The sequence below is a fragment of the Arthrobacter sp. P4_H3 genome (assembly GCF_056400885.1).
This window is the reverse complement of sequence record NZ_JBFUKK010000016.1, coordinates 66662-82465: the sequence shown is the minus strand read 5'-3', so window position 1 is coordinate 82465 and position 15804 is coordinate 66662. Positions and strand designations below refer to the sequence as shown.

General features: G+C 67.7%; 19 protein-coding genes. 4 read left to right on the top strand and 15 right to left on the bottom strand.

Annotated elements, in window-relative coordinates; all coding sequences use genetic code 11:
* Positions 1-46: 46 nt before the first annotated feature.
* From AC1DRE_RS18885 to AC1DRE_RS18830, 12 genes are all read right to left on the bottom strand, one after another.
* Positions 47-382 (bottom strand): hypothetical protein, encoded by a 336-nt coding sequence (locus AC1DRE_RS18885; protein WP_476986047.1) that lies wholly within the window; start codon positions 380-382, stop codon positions 47-49.
* 61 nt (positions 383-443) lie between these two features.
* The gene (locus tag AC1DRE_RS18880) at positions 444-701 is read right to left on the bottom strand and encodes a HypC/HybG/HupF family hydrogenase formation chaperone (protein WP_364126526.1); all 258 of its coding nucleotides are present in this window, start codon (positions 699-701) and stop codon (positions 444-446) included.
* Positions 702-706: 5 nt separating this feature from the next.
* Positions 707-1225 carry a hydrogenase maturation protease gene (locus AC1DRE_RS18875; RefSeq protein WP_476986046.1) on the bottom strand — a complete coding sequence of 173 codons (519 nt, stop codon included), beginning with the start codon at positions 1223-1225 and terminating at the stop codon, positions 707-709.
* The gene (locus AC1DRE_RS18870) at positions 1222-1341 is read right to left on the bottom strand and encodes a DUF6893 family small protein (RefSeq protein WP_476986045.1); all 120 of its coding nucleotides are present in this window, start codon (positions 1339-1341) and stop codon (positions 1222-1224) included. Before AC1DRE_RS18870 ends, AC1DRE_RS18875 begins: the two co-directional genes overlap by 4 nt.
* Positions 1338-2741 (bottom strand): hypothetical protein, encoded by a 1404-nt coding sequence (locus AC1DRE_RS18865; RefSeq protein ID WP_476986044.1) that lies wholly within the window; start codon positions 2739-2741, stop codon positions 1338-1340. The genes AC1DRE_RS18870 and AC1DRE_RS18865 overlap by 4 nt, the downstream gene beginning before the upstream one ends.
* Positions 2738-3394, bottom strand: a complete 657-nt coding sequence (locus AC1DRE_RS18860) for a DUF6084 family protein (RefSeq protein WP_476986043.1) — start codon at positions 3392-3394, stop codon at positions 2738-2740. Before AC1DRE_RS18860 ends, AC1DRE_RS18865 begins: the two co-directional genes overlap by 4 nt.
* Positions 3391-4146: a DUF5947 family protein gene (locus tag AC1DRE_RS18855; RefSeq protein WP_476986042.1), complete on the bottom strand. Its 756-nt coding sequence runs from the start codon at positions 4144-4146 to the stop codon at positions 3391-3393. Before AC1DRE_RS18855 ends, AC1DRE_RS18860 begins: the two co-directional genes overlap by 4 nt.
* A 1-nt stretch (position 4147) precedes the next feature.
* Positions 4148-5152 carry a NifU family protein gene (locus AC1DRE_RS18850; protein ID WP_476986041.1) on the bottom strand — a complete coding sequence of 335 codons (1005 nt, stop codon included), beginning with the start codon at positions 5150-5152 and terminating at the stop codon, positions 4148-4150.
* Between the two features lie 5 nt (positions 5153-5157).
* Positions 5158-6951: a nickel-dependent hydrogenase large subunit gene (locus AC1DRE_RS18845; RefSeq protein ID WP_476986040.1), complete on the bottom strand. Its 1794-nt coding sequence runs from the start codon at positions 6949-6951 to the stop codon at positions 5158-5160.
* Between the two features lie 27 nt (positions 6952-6978).
* A complete protein-coding gene (locus tag AC1DRE_RS18840; RefSeq protein ID WP_104174018.1) occupies positions 6979-8037 on the bottom strand; it encodes an NADH-quinone oxidoreductase subunit B family protein in 1059 nt (352 codons plus the stop codon).
* Between the two features lie 21 nt (positions 8038-8058).
* Entirely contained in the window at positions 8059-8967 is a 909-nt protein-coding gene (hypB, locus tag AC1DRE_RS18835; protein ID WP_476986039.1) for a hydrogenase nickel incorporation protein HypB, read from the bottom strand.
* 3 nt (positions 8968-8970) lie between these two features.
* On the bottom strand, positions 8971-9300 hold the full coding sequence (locus tag AC1DRE_RS18830) for a hydrogenase maturation nickel metallochaperone HypA/HybF (protein ID WP_214952223.1): 330 nt from the start codon (positions 9298-9300) through the stop codon (positions 8971-8973).
* 137 nt (positions 9301-9437) lie between these two features.
* Between AC1DRE_RS18830 and nicT the strand changes: the two genes are divergently transcribed.
* Positions 9438-10571, top strand: a complete 1134-nt coding sequence (gene nicT / locus AC1DRE_RS18825) for a Nickel transporter NicT (RefSeq protein WP_476986038.1) — start codon at positions 9438-9440, stop codon at positions 10569-10571.
* An 80-nt stretch (positions 10572-10651) separates the two neighbouring features.
* Entirely contained in the window at positions 10652-10957 is a 306-nt protein-coding gene (locus AC1DRE_RS18820; RefSeq protein WP_476986037.1) for a hypothetical protein, read from the top strand.
* Positions 10958-10972: 15 nt separating this feature from the next.
* Here the strand turns inward: AC1DRE_RS18820 and AC1DRE_RS18815 are convergent, their stop codons facing one another.
* Together AC1DRE_RS18815 and AC1DRE_RS18810 are read right to left on the bottom strand one after the other, a co-directional pair.
* The gene (locus AC1DRE_RS18815; RefSeq protein ID WP_476986036.1) at positions 10973-11611 is read right to left on the bottom strand and encodes a DedA family protein; all 639 of its coding nucleotides are present in this window, start codon (positions 11609-11611) and stop codon (positions 10973-10975) included.
* A 45-nt stretch (positions 11612-11656) separates the two neighbouring features.
* Positions 11657-12601, bottom strand: coding sequence for an RluA family pseudouridine synthase (locus AC1DRE_RS18810; protein ID WP_476986073.1), 945 nt, complete (start codon positions 12599-12601; stop codon positions 11657-11659).
* Positions 12602-12833: 232 nt separating this feature from the next.
* On the opposite strand from AC1DRE_RS18810, the gene AC1DRE_RS18805 reads away from it, so the two are divergent.
* Positions 12834-13466, top strand: a complete 633-nt coding sequence (locus AC1DRE_RS18805; protein WP_476986035.1) for a helix-turn-helix domain-containing protein — start codon at positions 12834-12836, stop codon at positions 13464-13466.
* Positions 13459-14151: an SRPBCC family protein gene (locus AC1DRE_RS18800; protein WP_476986034.1), complete on the top strand. Its 693-nt coding sequence runs from the start codon at positions 13459-13461 to the stop codon at positions 14149-14151. The genes AC1DRE_RS18805 and AC1DRE_RS18800 overlap by 8 nt, the downstream gene beginning before the upstream one ends.
* A gap of 139 nt (positions 14152-14290) precedes the next feature.
* On the opposite strand, the gene yczR is transcribed toward AC1DRE_RS18800, so the two are convergent.
* Entirely contained in the window at positions 14291-15784 is a 1494-nt protein-coding gene (yczR, locus tag AC1DRE_RS18795) for a MocR-like transcription factor YczR (protein WP_476986033.1), read from the bottom strand.
* Positions 15785-15804 lie beyond the last annotated feature (20 nt).

The window sequence follows — 15804 nt, the reverse complement described above, 5'->3', positions numbered from 1 at the left end:
AGGACAGGCCGCAACCCCGCTGACCGCAGGCTTCGGCGGCTGCAGGCTACGGCGATTGCGGCGCGGCCGTGTCCGGGTCCTCCGGGGTTTTGACTCCGGTGGAGTCCCGCGGAGAGGATTCGCCGGCGGGACGTCCGGCAGGGGTGGCGTCCGTTCCGGTCTCTTCCCGGCCGGGTTCCTTCCCTTCCTCCTTGACCACGTCCTCGCCCCGGCGCGTTGTGCTCTCTCCTACGCCGTCGGGCGCCATCGCCGCGTCTTCGGGGGTTTCGTCGGATCCGGGCTGCGCGGGTTCCTTCAGCGGCGACTCGCTCCCGAAGGCGCGGGCCGTTCCCGGGGCGGTACCTGCCGCATCACTGTCGTTGGACGGATTCGTCGGTGACATCGTGTCCTCCTTGTTCTGGTTGTGGTGGTTCGCCGCCTGCCGGCGCCGGCTGCGATCGGCGTCAGCCGGCGTCGCCGTCAAAGTCCCTGGGCCGGCCCATCAGCTCCAGGCCGTCCATGGCGCGGTCCGCGCCCGCGGAATCGACCCGCTCCAGGGCGAACCCCATATGGATCAGGACCCAGGTGCCCGGCTCCAGCGGCCCCTCGTCCAGCAGGCCGATGTTGATTTTCCGCTGCACACCGGCCACGTCCACCAGGGCGAGCTGGTTCCCGTAGCCCTCCAGCAGCTCGATGACCTGACCGGGTATTCCTAGGCACATGCTGCTCACTCCCGGTTGCGGTCCGAAACACGATTGCGTTCGGAAACAAGGTTGTGTTCCGAAATGAGGTCGACGACGGCGTCAATCGCCTCCGGTACGGCCCCCGCCACGGCGGCGCTCAGGCCGATCCCCTCGGAGACGTCGGCGGGCACGCAGCCCACCACAAAGGTGGCGGGCAATTCGCCGCCGAGCGAGCGAAGGCGCCCCAGCACTGCCACCGGGTCCATGCCGTGCGGATCGAGGGCTGCGGTACCGTCCAGGTCCTCCCGGCCCACCCGCAGCACCCTGATGCTGCCCGGCGCCGTGGCCTCCGGGCTGGCCGGAGGGACCGTGTCCACCAGCACCAGGACGTCCACACCGGCCAGCAGGTCGTAGGCGAGGTGCATGCCGCGGATCCCGTAGTCCACGGCCAGCACGCCCGGAACCGTCCGGTCGGCGTCAGCGGCCAGCCGGCGGGCCACTTCCGGGCCGAAGCCGTCGTCGTGCAGGAAAATGTTGCCCACGCCTGCCACGAGGACGGTCACATCCGCCGCGCTTTCAGGTAACGCCGGATGTCAGGGACCGAACGGATCCCGACGTAAACGGCGCCGAGCGCCAGAGCCACCAGCAGGCCCACCGTGGCTATTCCTACAGTCCTCATAGCGGGTTTCCCTTTCCATCCTCGAGAGGTTCAAGTTCCTCGGGCGCGTAGTAGAAGGACCGTCCGTAGCCTTCATGGAGGTCCGCCGCCGGGTCCTGTTCGAGCACCAGGCCAACATGCGTGCTGCCGTCGACGTCGAAATGGACGCTGGTGACCCGCCCGGTCTGCCCGGCGAAGAAGAGATCCTGGGCGTCGGCCCGGCGGCTCGGGTTGACCCTGACCCGGCTCCCGCGGGCAACCGGCACGCCATGGATCAGGACCGCATCCATGTGCGGCTGGACCAGGGCCTCCGCTTCCGGGGTCCACCAGGCGGGCGGATCCGGCTCGCCGCCGGTGTTGGTGAAGGTGTCCGGGAAGTCCGCAGCGTGCGGGTTGCGCAGGATCCCGTGCAGCTGCTGGAGTTCCTCCGCCGACATGGCTTCACACTGGTCGATGATCGCCGCGGCGCGCGGATCCGTTGCCCGGGCCTCGGCCTTTTCCTCGTCCGTCAGTGTCAGCACGCGCAGGGTGAGGATCTCGTCAATTTCCGTCGAGTCGAACAGGGCAACCGAGCTCTCCGGTGCCACAGCCGGGTGATCGTACAGAATGATCGGCGACACCAGCAGCACGTCCGTCTGCCCCTCGGGTCCTGCCAGGACGGGCCAGCAGCGGTGCTGGGTGCATGCAGCGGCGGCGTCCTTTGCCCGGTCCGGCGGGTCCAGCAGCGACAGGAAGTCCGCGCCGCGCAGGCTCAGGAGCACGTGCGCGCCGATGAACGATGTGGCGATCGCCTCCTGCCGGTTCGGAGGTTCCGCTCCCGGCCTGGCCGTGTTCGCCACCGAGACACGCAGCCGCACCAGCCCGCCGTCGGCGGCGGCTGAAGTGGTGCCGGTGGCGCTGAGCGTCACTTCGCCGTGCAGTGCCCGGCGGCGGCGCACCAGCCGTCCGGCGGGCAGTCCGTCGTCGTCACTGAGTTCCTCCACGTCCTCACCTGCGGGGATGTCCACGGGCAGCACAAGCGGCGCATCGCCGTCGCGCAGCCGGGCCACGGCGAACGGCCCAAGGGTGATTTCCTGCTCGACTGCCTCGTCCCAGCTCAGCCAGCGGGAGCCGCCGACGGCGAGCTCCTCCACCGGACGGAAGCTGCCGCCGTCGTCGGCTGTTTCCGCGGTGCGCGCCTGAAGCTGCAGGAAACGGAGGTGGAGCTCCAGCTCCGCATCCGGCCCCGGACTCAGCAGGCAGTCGGCAAACATTTCGGGCTCTTCCCCGGAACCGGCCTCAGCGGCGCCGGGCGGGCCCAGGATGCCGAACTGCCAGCGGGACTGGTTCTTCTGCGAGGACGCACGGTACGGGTAAAGGAGGTAGCCCTCGTAGAGGACCGCATCGGCCACTGCACGGGCGAGGCTCAGGCTCATGTTCATGGCCGCCGCTCTCCGCCCACGCCGGATGCCGCGGTTGCCAGCAGCGATTCGACGGCGGCCTCCCAGGACGTCAGGCCGCGCGCGGACTTGTACTGTGACAGGGCCGCCAGGACGCCGCGGTCCAGCCGGATCCACCCTGCGTTGGGGAAGTACACGTCCATCAGCCGTTGCCAGGCGGACACGGGGAGCCGGTAGGACGCCTCGAGATCCCAGGGAACCTGCTCCACGCCGAACCCGGTCTGGCCCTTGGTGAAGACCGTGCCGGAGAACAGGAACTCCAGCGGGATCTCGCCGTCCCGCAGGGCATTGAGGTACTTGGCGGCGGCAACATCGAAATCAAACGTGCAGGGCAGCGGCAGGTCCACCTCGGCGCTGCCGGCGAAGCCCTGCACCATGGTGCTGCACTGCATCCAGAGGAAGGACTTGAGGGTATTGGGCCAGCGGCCGCGGTCGCCGAAGAGATCCAGCAGCCCCGCCTCCTCCTCCTCCGCGTAGCCGCGGCGCTGCGGCAGGATCCGCACCTGGCAGCGCAGGGCAATGGCGTGGACGGCGGTGCCGGTGGCTTCAGTCAGCCTGAGCCGGGCGGTCAGCTGCGGAGCCGCGGCATACGGTTCCGGCTGGATGTCGACGACGGTGAACGCCAGCCCGGTCATTGCGGGCCCCCCGGGACGGACTCGCGGGAGTCCTCATGCACCGGTTTGCTGCGCCGGCTGACATTTTCGAAGAAGGCGGTGAGCTGGTCGCGGGCCTCCTGCCCGCCGTCGAACCCCCGCCAGCGGCGGCGGAGCTGGCCCACCAGTTCGTAGCAGGCATCGACCGGGACGAGGTGGCAGTCTGCCTGCCGCCGGTCCGGTCCGGGGCCGCGGATCAGGAGCGCCTCGGTGTCGGGGGCGGCGAGGGCCACGGCAGGGTTGCGGGCGAGCACGGCGTCCCAGGCGTCGAGCGGGAGCTCGGACTCGGTGGCGCCGGCCGGGCCCGGGTAGAACGCGACCGTCCGGTCGAGTTTGGAGCTGCGGAAGAAGAAGGCCAGGCCCACGGGTATTTCCAGTTCGTCCCACTGGCCCGGGCCCAGCTCGAAGTCCGGAAACGAGAAGTACCGGTCCGGCACCGAACGGTAGCGGAGATGGGCTGTGCTGTCGGTGAAAAGCAGGTAGCACGGCCGGCACGTGCACATCATGGCGTGGCTTTCGACGTCCACCACGTGCTGGTGGGCCTCCGCGATGGGCTCGCCGCACATTTCGCAGCGCTCGCCGGCCGGAGCAGCAGGAGGCTGCGCAGCGATCCGTCGGAGCAGGGCGACCGGCAGTCCGCCGCCCGGTGTCCGGCCGGTTCCTGGTTGGCTTCCGGCTCCGCTTGTCCGGCCGGCTCCACCGGCCTGTCCCGGGGGCAGTCCAGGGGCCGTCATTTCAGGCGTCCTGGCTGGAGACGAGCGGCACGGCCACGGACATCACGCCTGCCCGCACCAGGAGCGGCAGCGGATCCAGGTGCAGGGCCCTGTCCTCAAGGCACGAGCCGGCCTGCCTGACGTCGAAATGCGCACGGCAGGCGGGGCAGCGCAGCAGGCCGCCGCCCACCGCGCCGGCCAGGGCGCGCTGCAGCGAGGCCCCCGCCATGGACCCGGTGCAGCGGGGACAATAGTCGCGGTAGGCGTAGAGGTCCTGCCCGGTCCGGCACGCAAGCACCGGGTAGCCCCCCACCATAAAGCCGGCAACTTCGCCCTGTTCCAGGGCGGCGATCTCGGGCACGGCTTCCCAGGATCCCGGGGTGTGTTCCTGCCAGTGGCCCGGAGCGCCCGGGGCGGGCGCGCCGCCGGCCGTGCCCGATGCGCCGCCAGCGCCGCCCGCCGTGCCGCCGTCGTCCGGGTGGTTCAACCGGACCAGCAGCGCGTCCACCGGGATCACGGCGGGAGTGGCCGAGCGGGCTTCCTGCTCCACCACCCGGATGTCGGTCACCTCCGGTGCCGCCGACTGGATGGCCTCCTCGACGGCGAACTTAAGCGTGACCGACGACGACGGGCAGCCCTGGCAGGTGCCGAGCAGCCGCAGCCGCACCACACCTTCCGGGCTGACGTCCAGAAGCTCCACGTTGCCGCCGTGCGATCCCAGATAGGGCCTGACGCTGTCCAGTGCAGCGGTCACCCGTGTTTCCAGGTCCTGGGGGTGCAGCCCGTGGATGACCAGCAGGCTGGATACCAGCTGGTCCGCGGTCAGTGCCTCCAGTGTTGCATCGTCCAGCCGGCCGCGGTCGTCCAGGATTTCCAGGATCCGGGCCAATCCGGAGCCATACAGATCAGTCACCTGGCGCACCAGCTCCTCCGCCCGGCCGCGGGCCACCGCCCCGCCGGCTCCGAGGGCGTCGAGGAGGCTTTCGATCCTGTCGCCGGCCTGCCGCGGCCGGTCGTCGCCAGGCATGGCTCTCACTCGCCGGTCAGGGTCTGGGTGGGGGAGTGCAGCTTCTCGAGGGTCTGGCCGTTGCCCAGGTACATGTGGACACCACAGGGCAGGCACGGGTCGAAGCTGCGGACGGTCCGCATGATGTCGATGCCCTTGAAATGCTCCCGGTCGTTCTCCTCGAAGATCGGCTGCCCCTGCACGGCGTCCTCATAGGGTCCGGCGGTTCCGGACGAATCTGTGGGGCTCGCGTTCCAAGGGGTGGGCGGGTAGGGATGGTAGTTGGCGATCTTCCCGTCCCGGATCACCATGTGGTGGGACAGGACGCCGCGTACGGCCTCCGTGAAGCCGCAGCTGATGGCCTCATCGGGAACCGTGAAGGTCTCCCAGGTCTTGGTGCGCCCGGCGCGGATCTCCTCCAGGGCCTTTTCGGCGAAGTGCAGCGCAGCGGCCGCGGCGTAGGCCTGGAAGTAGGTGCGGGCCCGGTTGCGTTCGAGGGTGTTGCTCCACTGCGGGATGTTCCACTCGAAGGACGCGGGGCCCTTCAGCGCGGTCTTGGGGAGGTTGATCTGGACGCTCCTGCCGGTGGCCTTGATGTAGCCGATGTCCACGAGCCCGGCCAGGGCAGTTGACCACAAACGGGCCAGCGGGCCGCCGCCGGTGTCCAGCGCCAGGTTGTTCTCGCCGTCGAACCACCGCGGGGACATGACCCAGCTGTACTTCTCCGAGAGGTCCCGCTTCTGCGGCCGCGGATTGGTGTGCTGGTTCCAGGGATGGCGCCGGTCCACCGGGTTGCCCAGCGGATCATGGGTCACGAACATCTCCTGGTTTTCCCAGTCCTCGTAGTAGGAGGACCCGAGCATGATCCGGATGCCAAGGTTGATCCGCACCAGGTCCGTCGTGACGAGTTTCCCGTCCACCACCACACCGGGGGTCACGAACATCTTCCGGCCCCACTCGGTCATGTCCTTGTACTCGAAGTTGCAGTAGTCGGGGTCCTGCAGGGAGCCCCAGCAGCCCAGCAGCGTGCGGCGCAGCCCCACCTGTTCGTAGCCGGGCAGGGCCTCGTAGAAGAAGTCGAAGAGGTCGTCATGCATGGGTACGACCTTCTTCATGAATTCCACGTACCGCATGAGCCGGGTGATGTAGTCCGTCATCAGCTGGATCGTGGCCACAGTCCCCACACCGCCCGGGTAGAGCGTGGAGGGGTGCACGTGGCGGCCCTCCATGAGGCAGAACATCTCGCGGGTGGCGCGGCTGACCTGCAGTGCCTCCCGGTAGAACTCCCCGGTGAAGGGGTTCAGCGAGCGCATGATGTCCGCGATGGTGCGGTAGCCGTGCTCGCCTTCGTGCGGGGCCCGGGTGTTTTCGGCCTTGGCAAGGACGCCGGGGTTGGTTTCGGACACCATTTTTTCGCAATAGTCCACGCCGACGAGGTTTTCCTGGAAGATGTTGTGGTCGAACATGTACTCGGCGGCCTCGCCCAGGTTGACGATCCACTCGCCCAGGTTCGGCGGTTTCACACCATAGGCCATGTTCTGCGCATAGCAGGAGCATGTCGCATGGTTGTCACCGCAGATACCGCAGATGCGGCTGGTGATGAAGTGCGCGTCCCGCGGATCCTTGCCCTTCATGAAGATGGAGTAGCCGCGGAATATCGAGGAGGTGCTCTTGCATTCCACCACCTGGTTGTTCGCGAAATCGATCTTGGTATAGATGCCGAGGCTGCCGACGATCCTCGTGATGGGGTCCCACGCCATCTCCACCAGATTGTTGTTGCCCGTTCCGCTTCCGGAAGGCATAGGAATCGTTGAGGTCATGTTCTTCACCTGTCTGGAAGGGGGTGGCTACCAGGTGCGCTTGGCACCGGTAAGGAGCTCGGGTCCGGGCCGGCGCCACTTGGGTTCCTGGTCCAGCGTGTGCGTGGTGATTCCGCGCAAAGCCCTGATGGCCGAGCCGTAGGGGCGGATGGCGCTCGTTGAGAGCTTCCCGCCGGGCGGCTCATCCATGAAGGGCATGAACTTGTCCGGGAAGCCCGGCATGGTGCAGCCGATGCAGATGCCGCCCACGTTCGGGCAGCCGCCGATACCGTTCATCCAGCCGCGCTTGGGCACGTTGCACTTGACGACGGGGCCCCAGCAGCCCAGCTTGACGATGCACTTGGGGGAGCCGTATTCCGTGGCAAAGTCGCCCTGTTCGTAGTAGCCGGCCCGGTCACAGCCCTCATGGACGGTCTTGCCGAACAGCCACGTTGGCCGCAGTGCGTCGTCCAGCGGGATCATGGGTGCCTGGCCCGTGGCCTGGTACAGCAGGTACGTCATGGTTTCGGAGAGGTTGTCCGGCTGGATGGGGCAGCCCGGGACGCACACAATGGGGATTCCGGCCTTGGATTTCCAGTCGTAGCCGAGGTAGTCCGGCACTCCCATGGCGCCCGTGGGGTTACCCGCCATAGCGTGGATACCGCCGTACGTGGCGCAGGTACCGGCCGCGATGATGGCCGTGGCCTTGGGCGCCAGACGGTCCAGCCACTCACTCGTGGTGATGGGCTGGCCCGTCTCGAGGTCGTTCCCGAAGCCGCACCAGTACCCGCCGGGATCGTGGAGTTTCTCATTGGGGATGGAGCCCTCCACCACCAGGACAAACGGCTCCAGTTCGCCGCGGTCCGCCTTGCGGAACCATTCCAGGAAGTCGTCGGCCCCTTCCTGCGGACCGCACTCGAAGTCGATCAGGGGCCAATGCATCGCGATCCGCGGCAGGCCCGGCAACGCGCCGAGGGCTATCTCCTCGACGCTGGGCTGGGTGGCCGCGGTCAGGGCCACGGAATCGCCGTCGCAGCTGAGCCCTGCGTTGATCCATAGCACGTGAATAAGGGCTTCTTCGGCCTTGAGTGAAGTTTCGGTAGGCATCGTTGCCTCTTTCGAAGGCCCTTACGGGCTCAGTGTGTCTGTCAGGGGTTCAGTCAAGGTGGATGACCGGGAACTGGTGCCGCCGAGCCAGTCATACCAGCCGGCGAGGCCATCGCCGGTGGTGGCCGAAAGGACCAGGAATTCGGTACGCGGGTTGATCTGCCGGGTGCGGCGCCGGAAACCGTCGACGTCGAAATCAACATAGGGGAGCAGGTCCGCCTTGTTGACGATCACCAGGTCAGCTGCCATGAACATGTGCGGGTATTTGTGCGGTTTGTCATCACCTTCCGTTACGGAAACGACCACTACTTTGGCTGCTTCACCAAGGTCAAACAGCGCCGGGCAGACAAGGTTGCCCACATTTTCGATAAACACCGTGGACCCGGTCTCCGGATCCAGGGCGTCCAGGCCGCGCCGGAGCATGTCGGCGTCAAGGTGGCAGCCGGCCCCGGTGTTGATCTGGATGACCGGCCGTCCCACGGCGCGGATGCGGTCCGCGTCGAGGGACGTCTCCTGGTCGCCTTCGATGACCCCGGCCCGCAGCCGGTCCCCGAGGTCCGTCAGGGTGCGCACCAGCAGGGTGGTCTTGCCCGCCCCGGGTGAACTCATCACGTTGAATGCCCGGATTCCCCGGCCTTCCAGCCAGCCCCGGTTCCGTGCCGCCAGCAGGTCGTTCTTGGCCAGCAGGTTCTGTTCCAGCGGGATGGTTTCGGGATGGTGGTCCCCGTGGTCATGGCCGTGCTCGTGCTCGTGCGCGTGCTCGTGTGCGTGTCCGTCCCCGTGGTCATGGCCGTGCTCGTGCTCGTGCGCGTGCGCGTGCTCGTGCGGATGGACGGACGTCGCAGGTTCCTGAAGGAGAGACACCGCCGGTTCCTGCAGTGCAGAAACCCTGGTGTTGGCCTCATCGCCGCATCCGCACGTTGTACACATTTGCTAAGCCACCTCCACCGACAGCAGCATGAGTTCACGGCCGCGGAGGACTTCGACGTCCGCGCTTCCGCAGTGGCACAGCAGGATCAGGTCGGCCAGTTCGAATTCGTCGTCGCAGCTCCGGCAGCGGGCCAGGCCCTGCGGTTCGTCGATCATGAGCCTCGCACCCTCGAGCGGAGTGCCAGCGGACGCAACGTCAAAACAGAACCGCATGGCGTCCGGCAGGACACCGGACAACGGCCCTACCCGGAGGTTGACCGCAGTGACTGTCCGTTCTCCGGTACGGTCGAGAACGGCGTCGATCAGGCTCTGCGTGATAGAGAGTTCGTGCATGATCGGCACTCCTTCCTGCCAAGATAGGCTCGCCCCGGGTAAAACGCAACCACCCCGATTGACACCGGCGTATACTTCCGCTAAAGCAGCGAAGTCACCATGGCAGTTCAATCGCAGATGGAACCCGAGGCTGGACCATGAAGCAACCGGAGGCTGCGCGTCCGGGCCGAATCCGCGGCGCAACCCGTGCCCTGTCGGGCGGCGAATGGGCCTCGATCGGCGGCATGGCCGCGTTCGTTGCCGTCCTTCACGTCCTTGGCTGGGGAGTGCTGGCGGGCGTCGTCGCCCCGGGAAACCTCCCTGCCGCTTCAACGGGCGCGTTTGGCGTTGGTCTTGGTGTGGCGGCCTACACGCTGGGCCTGCGGCATGCCTTCGACGCCGACCACATTGCCGCGATCGACAACATCACCCGCAAGCTCCGCGCCGAAGGCAGGCGCAGCATGTCCGTGGGCTTCTGGTTTTCGCTGGGCCACTCAAGTGTGGTGTTCGGCCTGTGCGCGCTGCTGGCGGCCGGGATCCGGGGCCTCGCTGACCGGACTGCGGACGGGACGGCTGACCTTCACGCCTTCCTGGGGCTTGTGGGGACCGCCGTCTCGGGGCTGTTCCTTGTATGCATCGGCATCCTGAACCTGGCCGTGCTGCGCGGCATCATCAAGTCGGTGCTGCGGATGCGAAGGGACGACGGCGGTGCGGCCGCCCTCGCCGCCCAGTCGGCGGCACCGGGGCTGCTGTACCGGGTGTTCGGGCGGGCCACCCGGCTGATCAGTCGTCCGTGGCAGGTCTACGGGGTGGGGTTGCTGTTCGGGCTGGGGTTCGACACCGCCACGGAGGTCAGCCTGCTGATCCTCGCCGGCGGTGCGGCCGCTTCGGCGCTGCCCTGGTACGCGATCCTGACGCTTCCTATCCTGTTCGCCGCGGGCATGAGCCTGCTGGACTCGCTGGATGGCTGCCTCATGAATTTTGCCTATGGGTGGGCCCTGTCGAGGCCGGTCCGCCGCGTCTACTACAACATCGTCATCACGGCCCTGTCCGTCGCCGTCGCACTGGGGATCGGTTCCATCGAACTGATTTCCCTCCTCGTGGAACGCGCCGGGATCAGCTCGGGCCCGCTGGCAGCCATCGGCGGCATCGACCTGGACGCGGTCGGATACACCGTCGTCGCACTCTTCGTCTGCACGTGGATCCTGGCGCTGGGAGTGTGGCGGTTCGGGCACATCGAGGAACGCTGGGCCGCCCCGGTCCGCGACACGGACACTTCCCCCGGCGGCTAGCGCGAACTGGCAGCTAATGCCCTATGGACGCTGATTTGCGGGTGTTACCTGCCGGTTCGCGCTGACGCTAGGGTTGTTTTATGCCTTCGTTCCAGACCAGACTCAAGATCACCGGGCTGAAGCCTGGAAACGCTCCCGAGGCAGTGATGGCTGCCGCCGTCGAGGCCCTTGGAACGCGGCACCACGTGGAATCGAACCAGCTCCAAATCGCGGGCGGAGTGCCGGAACTGAACCTCCGCTTCCTGGTGGAGGCAACGGAGTTCAGCGGTGAGAACAACCAAGCGCGCGAATCGGCAGCAATGATGCGCGACGCCGTCGAACGCGTTGCGGTGACGGGCGCACTTTTGGTGCTCCGCCGCAGCCGTGGCCGCTGGGCTCCCGTCTAGCGTGAAGGTGCCGCGTCAGGTCGGTGAGGTATCGGGGCGGATGTCATCGGTTGGCTCGTCCACGGGCGACCGGCTGCCGCGCCGGCGGGTGACAATAATGCCCAGCACCCCGCCGATCACCAGGCCGACGGCGACGCCGATCAGCGAGCTGGCCCAGAACGGCAGTTTGGTCGCGGAGCCGGTGAAGTAGCCGAGCCCCACAAGGTAGGTGGCCCAGAGGACGGCGCCCACCGCGGCGCAGAAACTGAACGCCCGGGTGGTGACGTCGGCGATGCCCGCCGCGGCTGACGTCGCGAGCCGGCCTCCCGGAATGAACCGGACGCCGATGATGGCGCCGTACGTGGTGGAACGCCCTGCCTTGGCGATGGCCGAGTGGATTCCGCTGTGGAATTTACGGCCCCACCGCCACCGGTCCAGGACGTGGCTGAGGCGGCGCTTGAACAACTGGAACACCACGACGTCGCCGATCCACGAGGCGACGGCGGACAGCAGGCCCACCAGCAGGAAGTTGGCGCGGCCCTCCGCGGAGAGCGCGCCGCCCGTGATCACCACCATTTCGGAGGGGATGGGCGGGAAGACGGCATCGCCAAGGACGACGGGGATGATCCAGAAATAGATCGCCGCTCCCCAGGTGTCGGCGTTGGCCAGGTCCATGGCCACAAGTTACCTCATTTTCACCGGCGGCAAGGGACAGCCGGCTCAGGCTGGGGCTTCGCTGAGCTGAAGCCTGCTGCGGTACTCCACCGGCTCCCTGGTGATGGGGTCGACAAAGCGGATCCCGCGCGCCAGGAGCTGGAGCGGCCTGTCGTAGTCGTCCGGTGCCTTGTCCAGCAGGTCGGGGTAGAAAGCGTCGTTCACGATGCCCAGCCCCAGCGAGGCCATGTGGACCCTGAGCTGGTGGGTCTTACCCGAGTGCGGCTCAAGCCGGTACAGCCCCCGGCGCGTCGGTTCGCTTGCGTGAGTGCCGGCGTCGAACGTCTTCAGCAGTTCAATGCGGGTTTCCGCATTGGGCTCGCCGTCGATGACCTCCGCCAGGAGGTAACTGCGGGACTTGGTCATGCGGTTCCGCACCACCACCGGGAAGTCGACGGCGGGATGTCCCGCGGCAGGTTCCGCGGCGGACACGCACTCGTACTCCTTCTGGACCTCGCGTTTTTCGAAAAGGACCTGGTAGTTGCCGCGGGTCTCCGGGTTGGTGGAGAGCAGGAGGATGCCGGCCGTCATCCGGTCCAGGCGGTGCATGGGGATCAGGTCGGGGAGGTTCAGCTGGTTCCGGAGCCGTACCAGGGCCGACTCCTGGATGTAGGTGCCGCCCGGGGTGGTGGGCAGGAAGTGGGGTTTGTCCACCACGAGGATGTGGTCGTCCTGGTGCAGGATGCTGAGCTCGACCGGCAGCCGCGTCTCCGGCGGCAGGGTGCGGTAGTACCAGATGAAGGTGTGGTCCTCGAGCCTGGTGCGCCGGTCCAGTGGGACGCCGCCCTCGCCCACGATCTCGCCGGCGTCGAAACGGTCCTCGATGCCCTGCGGGTCGATGTGGCCCCAGCGGTGCATCATGTAGTCCATGGCGGTGTCCCAGGGCCCCTCGTCCGGGAGGCGCAGGCGGGTCGCGTTCACGCCGTCGCGTACGGGGAGGGGGGATTGCATCACCGGTCCATTCTACTTTGCGATGCCGGGCGTCCCCTTTCGGCGTCCCCTTCCGGCGCCGAGTTCGCCGTCAGCCGGCGCCGAGTTCGCCGGAACCGTGCCAGTTCGCCGGAATCTTCCGGCGATCCCGCACCATTCCGGCGAACTCACCCCTCGAACTCTTCCGGCGAACTCATCACCGACGGTAAAAAAGTTCTTGACAAATAAAATTGTCGGTGGCGATACTTAAACCATGTTGGACATCGAAGTGATCGAGGACCCGGCGGCCGCCGAAGCCTCGCTGGACCCCATCCGGACCCGCATCCTCCGGGAGCTTGCGGAACCCGGCTCGGCGACCCAGCTTGCCGCGAAGGTGGGGCTGCCGCGGCAGAAGGTGAACTACCACCTCAAGGCGCTGGAGCGGCACGGCCTGGTGGAGCTTGTTGAGGAGCGCCGGAAGGGCAATGTCACGGAGCGCGTCCTGCAGGCCACGGCGGCGTCCTACCTCATTTCGCCCGTGGCCCTGGCCTCCGTAGCGCCCGATCCGCACCGGTTTGCGGACCGGTTCTCCGCCTTCTGGCTGCTGGCGCTCGCCGGGCGCATGGTCCAGGAAGTGGGGAAGCTCATCGCCGGGGCGGCCGCCGCGCGGCAGAAACTCGCAACGTTCGCGATCGACGGCGAGATCACCTTCCGTACCGCCGCCGACCGTGCCGCCTTTGCCGAAGAGCTCGGCGTTGCAGTCACCCGGCTGGTGGACAAGTACCACGACGACGGCGGGCCGGGCGGGCGGAAGCACCGGATCGTCGTCGCGCTTCATCCCGCACTCAAACAACCAAACAAGACCACCCCGTCCGGGGAAACGGAAAAGGAGCAGGACAATGACTGACGACCGTAAATTTGAGATTGTGTACGACACCGAGCTGCCCGGCACCCCGGAGCGTGTCTGGGAAGCCGTCACCAAGGGCACGCCCGGCTGGATGTTCCCGACTGACCAGTGGCCGGACGTGAAGACCGTCGAGGAGTACCCGCGGCACCTCGTGTCCCGCATGGACGGGCCCGACGGCTGGTTCAACCAGCTGGAGCATGTGTTGGAACCGCTGGACGGCGGCCGGGCCTGGCTCCATTACGTGCACAGCGGAATCTTCGCGGACAACTGGGACCAGCAGTACGACGGCGCGAGCAAACACACGGAGTTCTATCTCCACACACTGGGCCAGTACCTGAAGTACTTCGACGGCCAGCCCGTGGTGTTCACGGACATCCAGGGCCCCGCTGCTTCCCAGGCGCCGGAAGGCTTTGTGCAGCTGAAGAAGGCCCTCGGCGTGGAAGCCGCGTCGCAGGGAGACATGTTCGATGTGGAGGTCGACGGCGTCGGCCGGCTCAGGGGGCAGGTGGACTTCTCCAACGAGAACTTCCTGGGCCTGCGGACCGCGGACACCATGTACCGGTTCTTTGGCCGCAACGTGTTCGGTGCCCCGGTGGGCATGACCGTCCACGATTTCAGCGGCAGCGGGGATCCGGAGGCCACCGCCGAGGCCTGGGGTAGCTACCTCGAGAAGGTCTACGCGTAGGATTCCGCGGGCCGGGCCGCCCTGTTCAGCGACACGCAAAATGCCTGACGATACGCAAAGTGCCTGGCGCTACCGGAATACCGGCAGCGCCAGGCATTTTGCGCGTCATAAATGGACCCTGGTCCAGGGTGCGGCCCGCTCAGGCGATGGCGACGGCGGGCGTTTGCCGGAGGCTGCGCCGCAGCTGGGGTGCGGCGTCGAGCCTGTCCTGGGCCGAGCGTATGGCCAGGACGGCGGTCTCCAACTGCGCGGGCGGAAGGGTGAAAGGGACGCGCAGGTAGTGCTCGAAGGCCCCGCCCACGCCGAACCTGGGCCCGGCCGCCAGTCTGACCCCAACGTCGGGGCCGATGACCGTCAGTGCGGTGCTGATCGGCGCCGGCAGCCGGCACCAAATGCTCAACCCGCCGTCGGGCCGTTCCGGCTGCCAGTCCGGGAGGATCCCGCCGATCAGCTCCAGCAGCGCGGCCCGGTTCCCGCGAAGGGCCTCCAGCCGGGCAGGCAGCGGTTCCGCGAGCGACCGGACCAGGTGCGCGGCTGCCAGCTGTTCCACCACGGGCCCGCCCAGGTCCATGGTGGTCCGGGCGGCGGCGAAGCGCTGGATCAGGGTTCTGCCTGCCCGGATCCAGCCCGTGCGCAGCCCGGCCCAATGCGACTTGCTCAGGGATCCGATGGTCACCACCGCCGGACTGAAGGCCGCCACCGGGGCCGTGGAAACGCCGTCGAGATTCAGCTCGCGCAGGGTCTCGTCCACCACCAGCACCGTTCCCGCTGCAGCGGCGGCCTGAACGAGCCTGCGGCGCTGGGGTTCGGACATCATCCGGCCGGTGGGGTTGTGAAAATCCGGTACCACGTAGGCCATTTTGGGGCGCTGCTGCATCATGGCGGATTCCATGCCGTCCACGTCCCAGCCGTGCCCGTGCGGGAGGGCAACCGGCACCGGCCGGCAGCCGCTGGCCCGGATGGCATCCAGCGCGTGCGGGTAGGTGGGATGGTCCACGAGCACCTTGTCCTGCCGGCCGGCAAGAGTGCGGAGCACAATGTTCAGCGCATGCTGCGCGCCTGACGTCACCAGGATCTGGTCAGCCGTGGTGGGAACCCCGGCGTCGGAATACCGCGCAGCAATCGCCTCACGGAGCGGTGCAATGCCAATGGCGTCGTAGCCAAAACCCGGAAGCAGTGCCGGGAGCTCCGTCAGCGCAGCGGCGAAGGCGCGGTGCACCACTTCGCCGCTGGCCGGCAGGGACGCGTAGGCAAGGTCGAGCAGGCCGGGCGGCGGCGCCAGTCCCGGCGCGCCGGCCAGGGCGTTTGGGCTGATCAGGTCGGTGGCACCGCCGGGGCCGTTGGTGCCGGCGGGCATCCGCCGGGGAATGCAGGTCCGGCCCCGGCTGCCCTGCCGGCTGCTGAGGAAGCCCTGTTCACGCAGGCTCGAGTAGGCGGCAGTCACCGTGGTCCGGCTGACCCCCAGGGTTTCGGCCAGTGCCCGTTCGCTGGGCAGCGCCATGTCCAGCGGGACGCGGCCGTCCAGGACCAGGAGACGTACGACGTCGGCCAGCTCGCGGTAGGCGGGGGCCGCGCCGCGGTTCCACTCGCCGAGGAGCCGTACCAGTGCAGTGGGGTTCAGGGAGCCGGACATGTAGCCAGTATCTCAAACTG